The sequence below is a fragment of the Pantoea sp. S61 genome, from assembly GCF_016625145.1.
GTDB classification, from domain to species: domain Bacteria; phylum Pseudomonadota; class Gammaproteobacteria; order Enterobacterales; family Enterobacteriaceae; genus Pantoea; species Pantoea rwandensis_B.
The window spans coordinates 42,593-60,648 of sequence record NZ_JACVUO010000005.1; the positions used below are offsets into that span (position 1 = coordinate 42,593).

At 56.0% G+C, this 18,056-nt stretch carries 18 protein-coding genes; 2 read left to right on the forward strand and 16 right to left on the reverse strand.

Translation table 11 applies throughout. The annotated features are described in order from the left end of the window. Entirely contained in the window at window positions 1–1,065 is a 1,065-nt protein-coding gene (gene uxuA / locus IAE30_RS12105; protein WP_038649887.1) for a mannonate dehydratase, read from the forward strand. Between the two features lie 66 nt (window positions 1,066–1,131). On the opposite strand, the gene fabF is transcribed toward uxuA, so the two are convergent. The 15 genes from fabF to iolG all read right to left on the reverse strand — a co-directional run bounded on the left by fabF (window position 1,132) and on the right by iolG (window position 15,822). Further along, the gene (gene fabF / locus IAE30_RS12110; RefSeq protein ID WP_200679800.1) at window positions 1,132–2,406 is read right to left on the reverse strand and encodes a beta-ketoacyl-ACP synthase II; all 1,275 of its coding nucleotides are present in this window, start codon (window positions 2,404–2,406) and stop codon (window positions 1,132–1,134) included. A 10-nt stretch (window positions 2,407–2,416) separates the two neighbouring features. Further along, window positions 2,417–3,970, reverse strand: coding sequence for a DHA2 family efflux MFS transporter permease subunit (locus tag IAE30_RS12115; RefSeq protein WP_200679801.1), 1,554 nt, complete (start codon window positions 3,968–3,970; stop codon window positions 2,417–2,419). Next, window positions 3,967–5,007, reverse strand: coding sequence for an HlyD family secretion protein (locus IAE30_RS12120; protein ID WP_200536705.1), 1,041 nt, complete (start codon window positions 5,005–5,007; stop codon window positions 3,967–3,969). The genes IAE30_RS12115 and IAE30_RS12120 overlap by 4 nt, the downstream gene beginning before the upstream one ends. After that, window positions 5,004–5,549 carry a helix-turn-helix domain-containing protein gene (locus IAE30_RS12125; RefSeq protein WP_038644826.1) on the reverse strand — a complete coding sequence of 182 codons (546 nt, stop codon included), beginning with the start codon at window positions 5,547–5,549 and terminating at the stop codon, window positions 5,004–5,006. The genes IAE30_RS12120 and IAE30_RS12125 overlap by 4 nt, the downstream gene beginning before the upstream one ends. A 212-nt stretch (window positions 5,550–5,761) precedes the next feature. Next, window positions 5,762–6,454, reverse strand: coding sequence for an amino acid ABC transporter permease (locus IAE30_RS12130; RefSeq protein WP_038644824.1), 693 nt, complete (start codon window positions 6,452–6,454; stop codon window positions 5,762–5,764). A gap of 16 nt (window positions 6,455–6,470) precedes the next feature. Further along, complete coding sequence (locus IAE30_RS12135) at window positions 6,471–7,160, reverse strand: amino acid ABC transporter permease (RefSeq protein WP_200577555.1); 690 nt, start codon at window positions 7,158–7,160, stop codon at window positions 6,471–6,473. A gap of 79 nt (window positions 7,161–7,239) precedes the next feature. Beyond that, entirely contained in the window at window positions 7,240–8,055 is an 816-nt protein-coding gene (locus IAE30_RS12140) for a transporter substrate-binding domain-containing protein (protein ID WP_034823325.1), read from the reverse strand. A gap of 20 nt (window positions 8,056–8,075) precedes the next feature. Next, window positions 8,076–8,813, reverse strand: a complete 738-nt coding sequence (locus tag IAE30_RS12145) for an amino acid ABC transporter ATP-binding protein (protein ID WP_045814737.1) — start codon at window positions 8,811–8,813, stop codon at window positions 8,076–8,078. A 12-nt stretch (window positions 8,814–8,825) separates the two neighbouring features. Beyond that, the gene (locus IAE30_RS12150; protein ID WP_045814738.1) at window positions 8,826–9,392 is read right to left on the reverse strand and encodes a peroxidase-related enzyme; all 567 of its coding nucleotides are present in this window, start codon (window positions 9,390–9,392) and stop codon (window positions 8,826–8,828) included. After that, the gene (locus tag IAE30_RS12155) at window positions 9,389–9,871 is read right to left on the reverse strand and encodes a hypothetical protein (RefSeq protein ID WP_200679802.1); all 483 of its coding nucleotides are present in this window, start codon (window positions 9,869–9,871) and stop codon (window positions 9,389–9,391) included. Before IAE30_RS12155 ends, IAE30_RS12150 begins: the two co-directional genes overlap by 4 nt. After that, the gene (locus IAE30_RS12160) at window positions 9,868–11,322 is read right to left on the reverse strand and encodes an NAD(P)-binding domain-containing protein (protein ID WP_200679803.1); all 1,455 of its coding nucleotides are present in this window, start codon (window positions 11,320–11,322) and stop codon (window positions 9,868–9,870) included. Before IAE30_RS12160 ends, IAE30_RS12155 begins: the two co-directional genes overlap by 4 nt. A 412-nt stretch (window positions 11,323–11,734) precedes the next feature. Beyond that, window positions 11,735–12,697, reverse strand: a complete 963-nt coding sequence (locus tag IAE30_RS12165; RefSeq protein WP_200679804.1) for a LysR family transcriptional regulator — start codon at window positions 12,695–12,697, stop codon at window positions 11,735–11,737. A 328-nt stretch (window positions 12,698–13,025) separates the two neighbouring features. Continuing rightward, window positions 13,026–13,955, reverse strand: a complete 930-nt coding sequence (locus IAE30_RS12170; protein ID WP_045831769.1) for a sugar ABC transporter substrate-binding protein — start codon at window positions 13,953–13,955, stop codon at window positions 13,026–13,028. Between the two features lie 48 nt (window positions 13,956–14,003). Continuing rightward, window positions 14,004–14,798: an SDR family oxidoreductase gene (locus IAE30_RS12175; protein ID WP_200679805.1), complete on the reverse strand. Its 795-nt coding sequence runs from the start codon at window positions 14,796–14,798 to the stop codon at window positions 14,004–14,006. Next, window positions 14,791–15,822: an inositol 2-dehydrogenase gene (iolG, locus tag IAE30_RS12180; protein ID WP_200679806.1), complete on the reverse strand. Its 1,032-nt coding sequence runs from the start codon at window positions 15,820–15,822 to the stop codon at window positions 14,791–14,793. The genes IAE30_RS12175 and iolG overlap by 8 nt, the downstream gene beginning before the upstream one ends. Window positions 15,823–16,062: 240 nt before the next feature. Here iolG and IAE30_RS12185 point away from each other — a divergent pair, with 240 nt between their 5' ends. Further along, window positions 16,063–17,106, forward strand: a complete 1,044-nt coding sequence (locus IAE30_RS12185; protein WP_200679808.1) for a LacI family DNA-binding transcriptional regulator — start codon at window positions 16,063–16,065, stop codon at window positions 17,104–17,106. Between the two features lie 7 nt (window positions 17,107–17,113). On the opposite strand, the gene IAE30_RS12190 is transcribed toward IAE30_RS12185, so the two are convergent. After that, window positions 17,114–18,022 (reverse strand): LysR family transcriptional regulator, encoded by a 909-nt coding sequence (locus IAE30_RS12190; RefSeq protein WP_045814745.1) that lies wholly within the window; start codon window positions 18,020–18,022, stop codon window positions 17,114–17,116. Between the last annotated feature and the right edge of the window lie 34 nt (window positions 18,023–18,056).

Sequence of the window (18,056 nt, forward strand, 5' to 3'; positions counted from 1 at the left end):
ATGCAACTGACAATGCGTTGGTTTGGTCCCAAAGAAGATAAAGTTTCGCTGGAATATATTCGCCAGGTGCCGGGTGTCCGTGGCGTGGTGGGCGCGTTGTATGACGTGCCGGTCGGGGAAACCTGGCCGAAAGATAAGATTCAAACGCTGGTTGATCAGGTGCATGCCGCCGGTCTGACGGTGGAAGTGATCGAGAGCGTCAACATTCACGACGACATCAAAATCGGCCTGCCGAGCCGCGATCAATATATCGAGAACTACAAGCAGAGCATCCGCAACCTCGCCGAAGTGGGCGTGAAAGTGATCTGCTACAACTTCATGCCGGTATTTGACTGGATGAAGACCGACATGAACTACGTGCTGCCAGACGGCTCACTTACCATGGCGTTCGAGAAGAAAGGCATTGATAAGAGCCTCGACGAAGTGGTGCAGGAGGTGTTGGGCAACTCAAACGGTTTCGCACTGCCGGGTTGGGAGCCAGAGCGTCTGGCGAAGGTGCAGGATCTGTTTGCGCAATACAAAGACGTTGATGACAACAAGCTGCGTGAAAACCTCGCATACTTCCTGAAAGCGGTGATCCCGGTGTGTGAAGAAGTGGGCGTGAAGATGGCGATCCATCCTGACGATCCACCGTACTCGATCTTCGGTCTGCCACGCATTGTGAAGAATCGCGAAGACCTCGACTGGATCTGTAACGTTGTGGATTCGGAGGCTAACGGCATCACGCTGTGTACCGGATCGATTGCGGAAGATCCGCAGAATGATGTGTACGGTATTCTGGCCGAGTTCTCGCGTCGCAAACGCATTCCGTTTGCGCACGTGCGTAACATCAAGATTATACAGGACAAAGATTTCTACGAGTGTGCACACCCGACCGAATACGGCTCGCTGGATATGTACAAAGTGCTGCAATCGATGCACGACAACGGCTTCGATGGCTATATCCGTTCCGATCATGGCCGCTTTATCTGGGGCGAAACCGGTCGTCCGGGCTATGGCTTGTATGACCGCGCACTCGGTACCACTTACCTGATGGGGCTGTGGGAAGCGCTGGAAAAGCGCTAATTCACCCCGCCCTCCAGGCCGCTGTTAACAGCGGCCTTTTTAATTGCCGTTAGTCTTCCCAACACGTTAACGGATAACCTCATCCCAACCCTTAAACAGCAGGCTGGCATTCACGCCACCAAAACCGAAGCCGTTTGACAGCACATACTGCATCGCCATCGGCTGCGGTTTCAGCGCCACCAGGTTCAGTCCGGCGGCGGCTTCATCGGGGTGCAGCAGATTGAGCGTGGGCGGCGCGATTTGATCGCGCAACGCAAGGATTGAGAAGATCGCCTCCACGCCGCCCGCTGCCCCCAGCAAATGCCCGGTGGCAGATTTCGTCGAGGTGATCGCCACATTGCTGTCCGCAAACAGCGTACGAATGGCCGCCAGCTCGCCCTTGTCACCCACCGGCGTGGAGGTGGCATGCGCGTTGATATGCTGCACCTCTGCTGGGGTGATGCCCGCCTGCGCCAGTGCAGTCTCCATCGCACGACGAGCGCCTTCACCGGTTTCCGGTCCGGCGGTGAGATGATAGGCATCAGCACTGGTGCCATAGCCGACTAACTCAGCCAGCGGTGTCGCACCGCGTGCCAGCGCATGCTCCAGTGATTCAATCACCAGCAGGCCAGCGCCTTCTCCCATGACAAAGCCATCACGATCGCGATCAAACGGACGAGATGCTTGTTCAGGATGATCGTTAAAACCACCCGACATCGCTTTCGCGGCAGCAAAGCCCGCCAGACTCACACGATGGATCGCCGCTTCTGTACCACCGCACAGCGCGATATCCGCTTCGCCGCTGCGAATCAACCGTGCCGCATCGCCAATCGCCTGCGCGCCCGCCGCACAGGCTGTGACGGGTGCGCCAATCGGGCCACTAAAGCCGTGGGCAATCGATACATGCCCCGCCGCCAGGTTGGCGAGGAAGGAAGGTATGGTAAACGGCGATAAGCGGCGCGGCCCGCGATTGGCGGTGGTATCCACCGCATTGGCAATTTCGTTGAAGCCGCCGATTCCAGTGGCGATCACCGTGGCGGTACGCTGGCGCAGCGTCTCATCCTGCGGGAACCAGTTGGCTTGCGTCAGGGCTTCGTGCGCCGCCACCAGCGCGAACTCAATAAAGCGATCCATTTTCTTGCGATCTTTCGGTGCGATCACGCGTTCGGGATCGAAGCCATGCTGAGGATCTTGCTCCAGCGTGGGCACCTGTCCTGCGACTTTGCAGCTAATGTCTTGCACCGTCTCTTCCAGTAAGGCGCTGATGCCCGATTTTCCTGCCAGCAGTGACTGCCACACGGCTTCTGTGCCGCAGCCAAGCGGGGACACCATGCCCATACCTGTAATCACAATACGTTTCATTGATAACTCCTTAAGCTGCGGGCTTTTTCATAAAAGGAACCAGCAGCGCAGCGATACAAAATCCGACCATAATCAGCCAGAATGCGTCCGAAAAGGCCTGGGTGCGCGCCTCACGCAACGTGAGTGAAGCCAGAGATTGCAGCGCCGCCGTGTGCGCCGCATCCGGGCTGAGTCCGTTGAAAATCAGGGCTGCGGTGCGCGATTGCAGATAGTCGCCCAAGGACAAACTGGCGCTGTTGAGGTGATCGGCCAGGCGGCTGAAGTGCAGATTGGTGCGGTCATTTAACACGGTGCCGCACAGCGCAATGCCGATAGCACCCCCGAGATTACGCATCAGATTAAACAGTCCTGACGCTAATTTTAGTCGTGCGGGCGGTAAGCTGCCGAGCGTCAACGTCACCGTAGGCGCGACGGCAAATTGCTGTGCCATGCCGCGAAACGCCTGCGGGAACAGCAGCTCTTTCGCCCCCCAGTCATGGGTGATCGGCACAAAGAAAAACATCGATACGCCAAAACTTATCAGGCCAAACGCCAGCAAAATGCGCAGATCGACGCGATTCGCCAGCCAGGCATAAAACGTGATCGACAGGATCTGAAAGATGCCGGTAGAGAAGATCGCTAAACCGATCTCCAGCGCACTAAAACCGCGCACCTGGCTGAGAAACAGCGGCGTGAGATAGATGGTGGCGAAGATCCCCACGCCAGCCATAAACGAGAAATAACAGCCGAGGGTAAAGCCCGGATCTTTCAGGGCGCGGAGATCCATGATCGGCTTCGCGTGATACAGGGTACGGATAACGAACAGCACGCCACACACCAAGGCGATCCAGCCCGTGGTGCTGATGGTGCTATCGTCAAACCAGCCCCAGCGCGGCCCCTCTTCCAGCGTGTACTCCAGACAGCCCAGCGACAGTGCCAGTAACAGAATGCTGAAGTAATCCGCTCCACGTAGCAGGTCACGGTTGGGGCTGTCGATCTTCACCAGGATCGGCACCGCAATGGCAATATAAATGCCGGGGATGATGTTGATATAAAACAGCCAGTGCCAGCTGAAGTTATCGGTGATCCAACCACCGACCGTCGGCCCCAGCGTTGGTGCTAATGAGGCCAACGCCCCCACTGTGGCAGCCGCAATCACTCGCTGCTTGCCCTGAAAAAAGGCAAAAGCCGTGGTGAACACCAACGGGATCATCGAGCCGCCCGCCAATCCCTGTAACGCCCGGAAGGCGATCATGCTCTGGATGTTCCACGCCCAGGCACAAAGTAAACTCATCAGCGTGAAGCCACAGGCGGAGACGGCAAACAGCCAGCGTGTGGACATCACGCTCGCCAGCCAGCCGGAAAGCGGAATAATGATGATTTCCGCAATCAAATAGCTGGTTTGCACCCACACGGTTTCATCATCGCCCGCCGACAGCCCCCCGCCGATATCCCGTAACGAGGCGGAGACAATCTGGATATCCAGTAAGGCGATAAACATGCCGATGCACATCGTGGCGAAAGCAAAGACCTTTTTGCTGATCGGCATCTCCGCCGGTGCCAGCAGCGCGGCGACGCTGCTCATCGCGCGCTTCTCTCATCCACCGTCACCGTGACGGAAAGACCCGGCCGTAACAGGCCGAGCACTGCCGCATCACCGTCCAGCACAATGCGCACCGGCACACGTTGGACGATTTTGGTGAAGTTGCCGGTGGCATTTTCCGCCGGGAGAATGCTAAAACGCGAGCCGGTGGCCGGTGATAAGCTGCCAACATGACCGTCGAAGGTACGGCCGGGTAAAACGTCCGCCACGATATGCGCCGTTTGTCCGGGCCGCATATTGGCCAGCTGGCTCTCTTTGAAGTTGGCATCGATCCACAGCCCCTGCGCCGGCACCAGCGACAGCAATTGTGTACCGCTGCTGACAAAGGAACCTGACCACGCACGACGATTGCCGACTACGCCATCAAAAGGGGCGCGGATCTCGGTGTATTCGAGATTGAGCTTCGCCATCGCCAACCCCGCTTGTGCCTGGGTCAAAGCTGCTTTGGCCTGCTGCTCACGCGCATCCAGCACCTGCAACTGACGCTCGGCGACGGTTTTATCCGCACGGGTTTTGCTCTCTTCCGCCATCGCCTGATGGTAGTCCGCTTGTGCATGATCGCGGATTTGCTGTGAGACCGCTGAACTGCTGGCCAGCGCACTGTAGCGGCGCTGATCTGAGGTGGTTTTCAGCGTCACTGCCTGCGCCGCCAGCAGAGAAGCATGCGTGCCGGCGATGGTCGCGAGCTGTAGCTGCCGCGTGGCAGCAATGTCGCTTAACGCGGCTTGCTGTGCCGCCACTTCCCCTGCGGCCTGATCCACCGCGGCCAGATAATCCCGGTTATCCAGTTGTACCAGCAGATCACCCTTTTTCACCCATGCGTTATCCTGCACCGCCAGCGTGTGGATATAGCCGGAGACTTTCGCCGAGATGGCACTGATATCGGCGCCGACATAGGCATCATCGGTGGAAGGCATAAAGCGCGCGGTGTGCCACCAGTAATAGCCATAACCTGCCGCCGCTAAACCGCCGATCGTCAGCGCCAGCAACAGCGCCGATTTTTTGCGGGTGAGCGTCATGATTGCTTCTCTGACAGCGCGGGCGGCGCGAATTTCTGTGTGGTATCGCCGGCGCGTTTTTTCTGCAGGTAATCATGGCGATAGTGCATCATTGGTACCGCCGCTGGACCCGGCACCATTTGGTATTTGTCGAGCGTCAGCGGCTGGCCATTTTCACTGTCGACCAGTTGCAGCTTCACCGGACGTTGCGTGGCGGTTTCCACCAACTGCATCTGACGTCCTTCCGGCGAGAAGTGATTGCTGCCCCACTCGGCCAGCGCCAGAATCACACCGCGAAAATCACGTCCGGCCGGAGTGAGATGGTATTCGTAGCGAGCGGGCGTGGTGCTGTAGCACACCTTTTCCAGCAAACCGTCTTCCACCAGCTCTTTCAGGCGACGTGACAGGATGTTGGGTGCCACGCCGCTGCTTTTTTGGAACTCATCAAAGCGGGTGAAGCCAGCCAGTGCATCGCGCATGATCAGCATGCTCCAGCCATCGCCGACGCGGCCCAGGCTGCGGGCGATAGGACAAGGCATGTGGTAAAGCGGTTCGTTTTTCATGGGAAGTATTCCGCAAAGGTCTGATGCGGAGTACTGTTGCAGAGTGACTTTCATTTTGCAAGTAACTTGCAAAATGAAAGCAAGGGGTGTTCATTGTGAAACGCATAACATTGCGCCGCTATCAGAGAGCAGCAAGCCCGGTAGTGCGCGCAAATTTGCCAAAAAAAACGGCAGCCACACTGGGCTGCCGTTTCATCACAACTGAGCAATCTCTAGGTGCGCACGCGCAGCGCCGCCTCGATCTTGTCGGCGATCTTAGTGACCACATAGGCAATCACCATATAGAACACCACTGCAATCAGGAAGGCTTCGAGGTAGTAGAAGTTCAGTGCCGCCGTCAGCTGCGCCTGGGCAAAGATATCCACCACTTCGATGGCAAACGCCAGCGACAGGGCTTTCATGATCACCATAAAGGCATTCGCCAGATCGGGGATCGCCGCCACAATAATCTGTGGGAACATCACCCGACGGAACAGCTGTCCGCCGCTGTAGCCCAGCGATAAAGCCGCATCGGATTGTCCGCTGTCGAACGAGTTCAGTGCGCCTTTCCACACTTCGGCCTGGAATGCCGCAACACAGGCACTCAGCGCCACAATGATGATCACCCAGTTCGGCAGTGAGTGGGCATTCACCTCGACGCCAAACAGCGTGGCAACAAAGTGCAGCGCCGGTGGCAAGCCGTAATAGGCGAGGAAAATCACCACCACCATTGGCACGCCTTTGAAAGCGATTTTGTAGGTGATCACCAACTGGCGCAGCAGCGGAATGCGGCGATGCTCAATAAAGGCAAACAGCCCGCCCAATAGCGTCGAACAAATAAACACCGTGACCGCCATCAGCAGCGTCACCGGTACCGCATCGAGAATGCTCCAGAAGTCCGGCAGCAAAACCTCAGCATCAAACATGGTTTGTCTCCCCTTCTCAGACGCTGGTAGTGAACTTCACGCGTGGCGCAGACTTCGAGCTGTACTTCGCATGGCGTTGTTCAAAGAAGCGGATCACCAGCCACGCCACACCGCACAGCAGTGAATAGAGCACGGCCAACACCAGATAGGTGCCGAACTGATACTGGTTGTAATCGCGTTCCATGATCAGGTGCGCGGTTGCCATCACATCCGCCGCCCCGATGTACATCACCAGCGCCACGTTATGAATCAGATAGATAATCGCATTGCCGTAGCCCGGAAGTGCAAAATGCACCGCCTGCGGCCCAATCACGCGCAGCATTTTCTGGCGGAAGCTGTAGCCGAGGCTGTCGGTGGCATCGTGCTGACCGCGCTCAACCGCAAGATATGCCGGGCGCATCACTTCCGATAAGTAACCGCCGTGGTACAGGCTCAGGCCAATCATCGCCGCCACGTTGGCGGTAAAGAAGTCGCCAAAACCAAAGTTATCGGTAATCAGCGGCATGCCGTAGAAGGCCACAAACAGCTGTAAAACCACCGGCACGCTGCGCGCGTAGGAAACGTAGAGATCGGCCAACTGGCTGATCACGGGAATACGGCGCACGCGGAAAAACGTCGCGATCAGTGCCAGAAAGAACCCGACAATCATCGCGACAAACATGATGCCGAGCGTCAGTGGTAGCGCCGACAGCAGTTCTGGAATCATGGAGGATAGATTCACGGTGAAACACTCCTGCTAAAAAGGACAGCATGCGCCCGGCTCAACACCGGGCGCAGTGAATCTATTACTTCATGTATTTAGTGACTTCTTCGCCGAACCACTTCTGCGCCAGCTTATCCAGCGTGCCGTCATCTTTCAGTTCTTTCAGCGCTTTGTTCACGTCATCGTTCAGGGCCTGATTTTCGGCAGAACGGTGGATCAGCACATAGGTGTTGTTAATCACCACTGGCTCACTGGCTTTGATCGCCAGTTTCTGGTTGTCGATCACCGTCTGCTCACCGAGGTTTGAAGGCAGGATCAGCGCATCGTATTTACCGTTCTGCACTTCCTTCAGACGATCCGGGTAAGGCACACCCGCACTGGAAGCTTTGATGGTGATTTTGTCGTTCGGGTTATCCTGCTGCCACTGAGTGACGAACTTATACACGCCGCCGCCTGCGGTGACCGGCACGATATTCTTACCGACCAGATCCTTCATACCATTGATATTGCTGTCGCTGCGGCTGTAGATCTTCATCAGGCTGGCACCGATTGGTGCATCCGGGATCAGGAACTGTTTGCTGCGTGCTGGCGCTTTGTAGTAACCGCCGGTCGCCATGTCGTACTTGCCGGTCACCAGGCCGGTTTCCTGCGCGATATCCGCCGCGCCTTCCATCACAAATTTGTATTGTGGCAATTTAGCGTTGATGGCTTTGAGCACGTCCGGCTCGTAACCCTCAGGTTCGTGACCGATCGCGCCCCATGACAGCGGTTTAGATTCCGCAGCGGTGGCGATTTTGATGGTGCGAACCGCGTCAGCAAAGCTATTACCGCTGATCAGGGCTAAAGCTATGATGCCAGGCGCGGCCAGGCGACGTAATGTGGTTTTGATTGCAGGCATGTCTTTGATTCCTTTAATTATTAGAATGCTCGTTCTGAACTGAGGAACTGTGCAAGGCGCGGCAGGGTTGGGTTATCAAACATCTCTGCCGGACTGCCCTGCGCGGCCACGACACCCTGATCCATAAACACGATGCGATTCGAAATGCTTTTCGCGAACTGCATCTCATGCGTCACCAGCAGCGAGGTAATGCCGGATGACGCCACGTCTTTAATCACTTTCAGCACTTCACCCACCAGCTCAGGATCGAGCGATGAAGTCGGTTCATCAAACAGCATCACATCCGGACGCACCGCCAAAGCACGGGCGATACCGGTACGCTGTAACTGGCCACCAGAGAGCTGCGACGGATAGTGATCGAGCCTGGCACCCAGACCCACGCGTTCCAGCTCCTGCACGGCGATGTCGCGCGCTTGCTGTTTGGTTTTACGCTGGATGACGATCAGCGGATCCATCACGTTTTCCAGCACCGTCATGTTTTTGAATACGTTGAACTGCTGGAATACCATGGCGGTGCGCAAGCGGATCGCCTGGATCGCCGCTTTATCCGGTGACTGATAATCCATGCGGATCTGATCCAGCTGAATCGTCCCGGCTGATGGCTTCGCCAGATAGTTGATGCAGCGCAGCAGCGTGGTTTTACCGGTGCCGCTTGGCCCGATGATCGATACCACATCGCCGCGTTTTACCGACAGATCAACCCCTTTCAGGATCGGATTGCTGCCGTAAGAGAGCGTAATATTGTTGAGTTCTAACATCCGGTGCAGCCCTTATTTGTTCAGGTCAGCATGGCCGAGCACATGCATCAGACGGTTGGCCCAGCCGAAAATGGCGATGGCGTGGATCAGATCGATAATCTCCTGATCGTTCATGCCGACGGCACGCAGTGCCGCCACATCTTCCGGTGTGGCCTCAGAAGGCGTAACCGATAAACGGCGAGCAAAGCGATAGATCGCCGCATCGCGTTCACCTAATACATCCGCTCTATCAAAATAGATGGCACTGACCACGGCGTCACTGTCAGCTAACTGTGCATGACGGCGCGCATGTACCACCGCGCAATAACGGCAGCCGTTGACGATCGAAGCCCCCAGCGCGCCCAGCTCACGATCGGCGCGATCGAGGCCACCTTCGACATACATAATGGCGTTGAACAGCCCGGTACGTGCGGTGTAACTCTCGGGATCGTGCACCAGCGTGCGCACGTACTCGGAGATCTTCTTGTTGGACGGCGTGACTTTCATCGCATCCAGCTGCGCCGGTGTCGCCTGTTCTACATCGACTGGCGTGATGTACGGATGCCAGTGCAGCGGCTTGAGATTTACCGACGGAATCATGCGGACCTCATCAAACGTAAGCCAGCCGCCACGCGCGTCTGGAAGTTAACAAAGGCGATCAGCTCAGAGAGCGCAACAATTTGCGGTTTGCTCAAACCGGCCTGCTCCAGCAAGCGAATATGCTGTTCGGTAGCCTGAATGGGCTGTTGCGTGACCATGTCGGCATGGCGCGCAATCGTGGCCAGCGGCTCTTCCGCTACGGCGCAACCCGAGGCCAGCGCCAGCAGGGCTTCAGACGGATTTAACGCCGCCAGCTGCGCCTGGTAATCACGTTGCAGCGGCGCATCGTAGTTCAACACCGCCATACGCTGCGCCAGTGCCAGACGCAGATCCGCAGGCAAACCTTGATCGTCTTCCGGCGTAAGTACAGACACACGGCACGCTTCCGCACCCTCAACAAATTCGGGACGCAGGCGGCGCGTCTGATACAACGCCTCTTCTGGTGTTAATCCGGCTGCTTGATCAATAGCGTCGCTCACAACGCGTTCTCCTGTTTTAGTAACGGGGTTGAATCCACCCATTCATCGCCCTGTAGTTCAGGGGTGTCAAAAGCTTGTAAGTTGGCGTAGTGCTGCTCGACGTCCTCGGCAAACAGTGAGGCAGTGATACCGCGCACCAGGCGATCGGCCCCGGCGCTCACCGCAGGAATATCGCCGGAGACTTTGCCGTGCGTCAGCATCGCGGCATCGTTGAAGCAGTGGATGTGTGCCAGCATTGAGCAGGCATCAGGCGTCAATTCGCGGAACTCGAACGAAGGGCCGAGATCCGGCGCTTCCAGCAGGCTGTGGCGCGGATTGCCCATCTCAGGTTGATAGCGACCGTCAGACCAGCTGCGAATATGCGGCGCGATAGCGGCAAACTCCGGGCGGCCGTGGAAATCGTTGGTGAAGCCCGTCGCGGCGATCAAAAAATCGTAGTGCAGTGCACCCTGGGTGGTTTCAATCACCAGTCCGTTTTCTTCCTGTTTGACGGCGTTAATTCCGCAGTCGAGGAAGAAGCGCGCATTTTCATGGCGTGATACACGCAGGGTTGAAGAGCGCGGCGGTGGCGTTTGGGTGGCGGCGGTATAATCGACGAATTTCCATTTCCACGCGTCTGGCAACTGATGCATGCCGTGCACCACGCCCTGGCTACCAATCCCGGTCATTTTATTGATGCGCGGCATCTCTTTACGACGAATCAGCAGATCCACTGCGCCCGCGCCCTGCTCCAGCGCGGTAGCCGCGTTGTCCATCGACGATGCGCCTGCGCCAATCACGGCAATGCGCTTGCCTTTTAAGGCCGTGAAATCGATGTCATCAGCGGAGTGTGCCCAGAACTGACGATCAATGCCCTGCAGGAAATCCGGTACGGCGAAACCACCGAGACCAGAACGTCCAGTGGCGAGCACCAGGCGACGCGTGTAAACCCGATCGGTTTCGGCACCGTCCAGATCCAGCGCAATCAAATCCCCGGCCTGCGCAATGTGAGTGACGCGCACATTGTTCTGTACCGGCAGATTCAATACCTTGCGATACCAAATCAGGTAATCCATCCACTGCGCTTTAGGGATCTTGTCCAGCGCCTGCCATGCCTCTTTGCCCCACTGCGCCGTGAACCAGGCGCGGAAGGTCAGCTGTGCGAGGCCGAGTGCCGGGCCGTGCAACGTTTTCGGTGAGCGCAGGGTTTCCATACGCGCAAAAGTGATCCACGGACCCTCCAGCCCAGCGGGTGCGGCGTCATAAGCCACCACATTGCTGATGCCGGTGAACTGCAATTTGGCGAGTGCCGCCAGACCGCACATGCCTGCGCCAATCACCACCACATCGCGGACCGGCGCACTCTGAAAGGTGCGTTCCGGTACCCAGGATTTGGCGGGCAGTTCCAGAAATTCCAGATCCTGCTGAAGCTGAGCTTCTAATGCGGCAAGACCGTTGGCGGCATATGTCATAGAGAGATTTCCCTGGTGTCAGCGATCGCGTTGAGAGCGAGCGAAAACGATGAAAACACGCCGATGACCCTACCTTTTTTATTATCTATAAAACGCATAATAGGTAGCTAACAATCATCAATACGCATAGTGAGAGCTAAGTTTTCGCATAATCCTCTTGCCCTAAATGTGAGTCAAGATTTTCGCTCAGGATTTGACCAATGGATTTCTTATATCTTATGCCGAAAAAGTTATAAGCGTTGAAAATGAAGGGATTCATCACGCTGGTGAGTCAGGAAGATGCTGTGTTATATCTTGCCGCTGTAGCGAAATTGGGCTACTACGTGACGTGATGCATTCGGTTCTGATGCGTAGCGGTGCGCTTCATCTCTTGTTGAAGCGCTAATGCTGTTGGATGAACTCAATCGCCCCGCTATGACTCCTGGTTGATCACTCGCATGATGCGCGGATGTTCGCTGGCGGGCAGGCGTTCAAATCCTGGCAGCAACTCGGCCGCAACATCTGCCAACGCTTCCACCAGCGCCTGGGCCGCGCTGGAAATCTGCCGACCTTGCGGCGTGATCACGCCAAAGAAGTAAGGGATGTCTTCCTGAATCGGACGGATTGCCACCCCGGCCAGTGGCATGCCCCAGCCCGTCACCGGTTCGAGGATCGCCACGCCCAATCCGGCACGCACGCAGCCCAGAATATTCGCCGAGGAGTTGGTTTCGATGGTTTCCAGCAGAGGCGCTTTGACTTTCTTCAGCGCTTTTTCGTAACGACCACGCAGGCGTTGCGGACTCCATGGCGCAATCAAACGGCGGCCTGCAAGCTGGCTCAGCGATAGCTCGCTGTGCGCAGCCAGCTCATCCTCTTCCGGCAGCGCAATCACGCACTGTGATTGCCCAATCCAGTGCAACTCCACCGCATGATGCTCCAGCGGCAAGCTACATAATCCAATATCGGCTTCAGCGGTGATCACCGCATGCGCGGTCTGCTCCGCCGATTCACTGATAATCTGCACTTTGTTTTGCAGGTTCAATGCCGCCAGCGCCTGGGGCAGCAACCCGGCGGCCAATGCCGGCGTGGCGGCAATACTGAGCGGACGATGCTGCTGATGGGCAATCTCTTGTGCGCGTAAGCGGATCTGCTGCAATGACAGCAGCGCTTTCTGTACATACTGATGCAGCTGCAGTGCTTCTTCCGAGGGGTGAATACGCGGGCCGTTGCGGATAAACAGCGGATAACCCAGCGACTGCTCCAGCTCCTGAATCAGGCGGGAGACGGCGGGCTGCGAACGATTGAGCGCTTTGGCAGCCGCCGTCACGCTGCCCGCTGAAATTACCGCCGAGAAGGCTTCCAGCTGACGCAGATCGAGGTCGTTTAACAGAGTCATCGCGTGGTTACTTCCCTAAGTCACTGATCGTTCCCGACAATAACGCGGGAAAAAATTCATCATAGAGAGAGTTATGCGAATTAGCCACTGCGGGAAAAACTGCGCGGTGGTCGTCATGCTCGTCAGTTAAGCGACGGGTGACAACGCAGTCTGGTGCCAGCACTGAAGCTTTAGTGATTGTTGTGAAAAAGGGCGCGATAGTGGAGACCAAAGCGCCTCTGCTGCTGCAAGGGCTATCCACAGCGCGCATAATTTCAGGATGCACATTGGTCACTACCGGTCATTGCAGGGTGCGCATTAATGCGCACCGGAAGCAGCACCTTAATATTTAGCGCACCTTATTCTGCGCAAACTCACTGTAATTTTCCCGGGTAATCAGTTGATAAGGAATAAAGGTATCCTTCGCCACCTTATCGCCTTTCACCAGCGCAACCGCCGATTGCACCGCACCATCGCCCTGACCTTTTGCATCCTGAAACACCGTCAGGCTCATCTCGCCACTCTTGATGAACTGCAACGCATCCGGTGTGCCGTCAATGCCCGCCACCTGCACGTTCTTCGCGCCCGCCTGCTTGAGTGCCAGAATGGCACCGATCGCCATCTCATCATTGTTGGCGACGATGGCGTTGATATCCTGGCCGGTAAGCAGCCAGTTGGTGGTGACATCATTGGCTTCTTTGCGGAAGAACAGCGCGGATTGCTTATCCAGCACCTTCATGCCCGGATGCTGCGCAATCACCTCTTCTACCCCTTTGGTGCGTTCACGAGTATCTTCGCCCGACAGATTCCCCATCAGGATCATCACGTTGCCTTTATCCCCCATCTTCTTCGCCAGTGCTTCCATCTGCATTTTTCCAGCCAGACGTGGATCCGATCCAACATAGGCCATGCGATCACTCAACGGGGTTTCTGGCCGACGGTTAACGAATACCAGCGGCACGTTAGATCGCTGCGCCAGAGCGATAATCGGTTTCATTGCCTGGGTATCGGTAGGCGTGACGATGATGGCGTCAACGCCCTGGCCGATAAAGGATTCCACCTGCTGCAACTGCTGTGCGGAATCCCCTTTTGCATCCTCAAACTGTCCCTGAACATCACCGAGCTGTTTCATTTTGCTCGCCATCGCCTGGCGCAGGATGGTCTGAAAGTTATCGTCGAAGTGATCCATGCTGACCCCAATGCTGAGATCTTTCGCCATCACGCTCACGGGTAACGCGCACAGCAGTGCCAGCGCGGTAAGGTGTTTTTTCAATTGCATAATCTGACCTTATTGTATTGATCTGTAGGGGGCAGAATCGGCGCATCCTTACTCGGGATAAGCACCGGCAACATTCTGGTCGTAATCGATTAATGCTCCGGTCATCACACCGGCTTCCTGACTGAGCAGATAGCTGGCGAGGCTTGCCAACTGCTGCGGCTTACAAAGCTGTCCCATCGGCTGCGAGGCCTCGGCACGTTCCAGCCAGCCATCTGTCGCACCGTGATATTTTCGTTGGGTGAGATCCTCGCCTGGCGTGTCCATCCAGCCAGGCAAAATGGCATTGCAGCGAATACGGTTGCCGCGATAGGCATTGGCTACGTTTTTAGTCAGCGTGGCGAGCGCACCTTTGGAGGCGGAATAGGGTGCCAGATAGGATTGCCCACAGTGCGCGCACTGCGACAGGATATTGACGATCGCCCCACTGCCGCCCTGAGCCAGCCGATGGCGCACAAAGCCTTGCATCAGAAAGAAAGGTGCGCGCGCGTTGGTATTGAACATCTGATCCCAGAGCGCCACTGGGGTATCCACCAGTGTGCCGCGTGCGCCCAGTGCGGCGGCATTTACCAGCACGTTCACGTCGCCAAAGGCTGCGACCGCCCGTTCGGTTAATGCCAGGCACGCATCCACATCCTGCAAATCCAGCGCGACGAACTGCGCGGTGGCGCCCAGTTCAGCCAGTTCGGCACTGGCACGCGCGCCCTTCTCTGCATCACGCCCGGCAAGGATCAATCGTGTGCAACCCTCCCGTACCAGTTGACGTGCGATGGCAAAACCCACGCCCTGTGCGCCACCGGTCACGATGGCAATGGTATTCGTTTGTCGGCCCGCAGTGTTATGCATGATGGAACTCCTGATCTAATCCAGTGAGGTGCAGGGTTTTGCCGAGTCTGAGTGATTCGGTGGCAGCTTCTGCGAGCAGTGCAGCTTTCAGTCCGTCCAATGCATTGACCGGCATCGGTTTGCCGCGCTGTGCACACTCCAGGAACAGCCGCATCTCCTCCACATAGCTGGGCCCGTAGCGCTCCATAAAGAATTCAAGAATCGGTGCGGCACAGCCCGGTGCATCTGGTGAATAGCGGGTAAAGCCAGACTGGCGCGGGTTATCGGACATCACCATGCCGCTGGCACCAAAGGCTTCAATGCGTTGGTCGAAGCCATAGCTACAGCGGCGGGAGTTGAGGATAGTGACGAGTGTGCCGTCCTCCGCCAGTAACGTCACGCTGGCAGTATCCACATCCCCCAGGCGACCGATTTCGGGATCGATAATCGACGATCCGTGCGCGGTGATACTGACAAACTCTTTGCCAACAATGCCGCGTGCCATATCGAAATCGTGGATCATCATGTCGCGGAACAGGCCGCCGGAGCGTGGAATGTATTCCAGCGGTGGCGGGAAGGGATCGCGACTGGTGATGGTCAGTTGCTCAAGACGACCAATCTCACCGGCTTGTACCGCATGGCGCACCGAGGCATGCCCACGGTCAAAACGGCGATTGAAGCCAAGAAACACCCGCTGAGCGGCCTCGCTGCCGATGATCTCAATGCAATGCCGCGCATCCGCCAGGCTGCTGGCGATCGGCTTTTCACACAGTACTGGTTTACCGGCATTGACGGCCGCAATGATCAGTTCCACATGGGTATCTGACGAGGTGGCGATCACCACGGCGCTGACCTGAGGATGACTGATGGCCGCCGCCGCGCTCGATGCTACTGCCGCCCCGGTTTCTGCTGCCATCGCATCTGCTGCGGCGCTAACCGGATCGTACACCGCCACAATCTGCCCACCCGCCTGGCGAATCGCTGCCGCATGTACTTTCGCCATCCGGCCTGCACCGAGCAGCGCAATACCTGTTAATTGCGTCATGTTTAACTCCTGAAATAAAAAGTGTGGCATTGGCTGAATAATTCACGCGTTTTTATCTTTATCTTTTAAATAAAGACAGGTTTCTGCGCTGATTATTGGCCTGCGAAATTCATCGAATCGTTAAATAAACTCTACGCACATCACCCTTTGAAATTAATTGATGCATAAATGTTGATCAAATGCTGAATTGGCGGTAAACATTCACGCAATGATGGTTTCCCTTCAAAACGGATAATTAATATGAGCGACATCAAAAAAACCACGTTGGATCAGATAGCTGCCGCCGCAGGCGTCAGTTTAAGTACCGTTGATCGGGTGATGAACCGACGTGGCGGTGTCTCACCCGCGCGGGAAGCCAAAGTGCTGGAGTGGGCCAATAAGCTCAATGTGGATCGCGTGCTGTTTCGCGGTTATTTGCCGATGCTGCGCGTGGCGGTACTGATGCAGTCGCCGAAGAATCCCTTTTATCGCGGCCTGCGTAATGCCTTCGCCGATATCGGCGCCACGCTGTCGGAAATGCGTCTTAACTGTTTTATTCACTATCTCGACCTGACTAAACCGCAGGGCACCATCAAACAGATTCACCAGATTGCCTCGGTGAATGACGCGATGATTGTGGTCTGTCCCAACGATCCTGACGTTGCAGAGGCGCTAAGACAGATATCCGCCAAAACCCCGGTGGTGACGCTGGTTACGGACATTCCCACCAGCGGGCGAATCGCTTATGTGGGGCCGGACAACCGTCAAATGGGACGCGCCGCCGGGGAACTCATGGGCCGCTTTTGCGGCAGTCAGGGCGGAGAGGTGTTGGTGGTGTTGGGGATGCAACACATGATTGGGCACGAGGAGCGCGAGATGGGGTTTCGCTCAGTGCTGCGTGAGCGCTTCCCGTCATTTGCGATCAGCGAAACACTGGAGAGCGGTGAAGACCAAACCCGTGCCGGTGAAGTAGTGCGTAGAGCATTACAAAACAATCCGAATATTCGCGGCATTTACAATGTTTCAGCAGGAAATACCAATATCACCCAAGCGATTAAGTCCCTTGGGCTGGAACAGCAAATGGTATTAATTACCCATGAACTGACTACCGAGCGTCGTCGTATGCTGCGTGAAGGGGTCATCGATGTGATTATCGACCAGAATCCGCATGAAGAAGCACGCCGTGCGCTGGAAATTATTGCCGTGCATTTCAATCGGGTGGAAAGTGATAAAAGTCCGGGCAGCTATACGCCGTTTAATATATATATTCGCGAGAACTGCCCGCCGGAATCGGAATTTAGTTAAGCATTCATCACAGTTTTTCAGTCAGCTCGCGCTTGTTGTCATTTAACAGGCGCAGCATCTCACGCAGATAATCATCTTCATTGCCTTTTTGCCAGGCAATACTCAGCGGCAGACCTTTTATTTGCTCTGGCAAGGCCAATGCAATATAGCTGACGCTTTCGCTGTTCATGGTGCGATAGGATGCGGGCACCACTGCCAGCCCTAATCCCGCCCCAACCAAACTTAAAATGGTCTGTTTCTCTTCAGCGAACTGCGCGATGTGAGGCGTTAATCCCGCCTGTTTAAATAAACTCATGGTGAGATCGTGACTGTGTGGTCGGGTACGGCGGTCAGGGATAATCATCGCTTCATGCTGAAAATCTTCCACGGCGACTTGCGTTCTCCCCGCCAGCGGATGATTGCGTGGCACCGCCAGCACGCAGCTTTCGCGGGTAATAAAGCGCATGGCCAGTGAGGCATCAATCACCTGCGGCGCACGAATAATAATCATATCCAACCAGCCGGATTTTAATTTCGGGATCAGATTGATGGTTTTATCTTCGATAATATGAATATCGCTGGTGGGATGCAGTGGGATAAATAAGTTTAACAAGGCGGGCACTAATCCTCGCGCCGCGCTGTCTATCGCACCAATACGTAATGTTCGGCGCTCATCTTTTAATCCCACTTTAAAACGCAGGGCCAGCGCATCAAATTGATCGATTAATTTGCTGGCTTCGTCAAAAAATATCGCGCCCTCTGCCGTTAAAGAAACGTTGCGTGTTGAACGGTTCAACAAACGTACGCCGAGGTCCTCTTCGAGTAATCGAATGAAGCGAGAAAGTGACGCAGGCATCATTTCCATTCTTTGGGCTGCCCGACCAAAATGGAGTTCTTTACCCACTGCCACAAAACAACGCAGTTGATTTATATCCACATTTCCCTCGCCATTCGATTATTCAAATACTTTA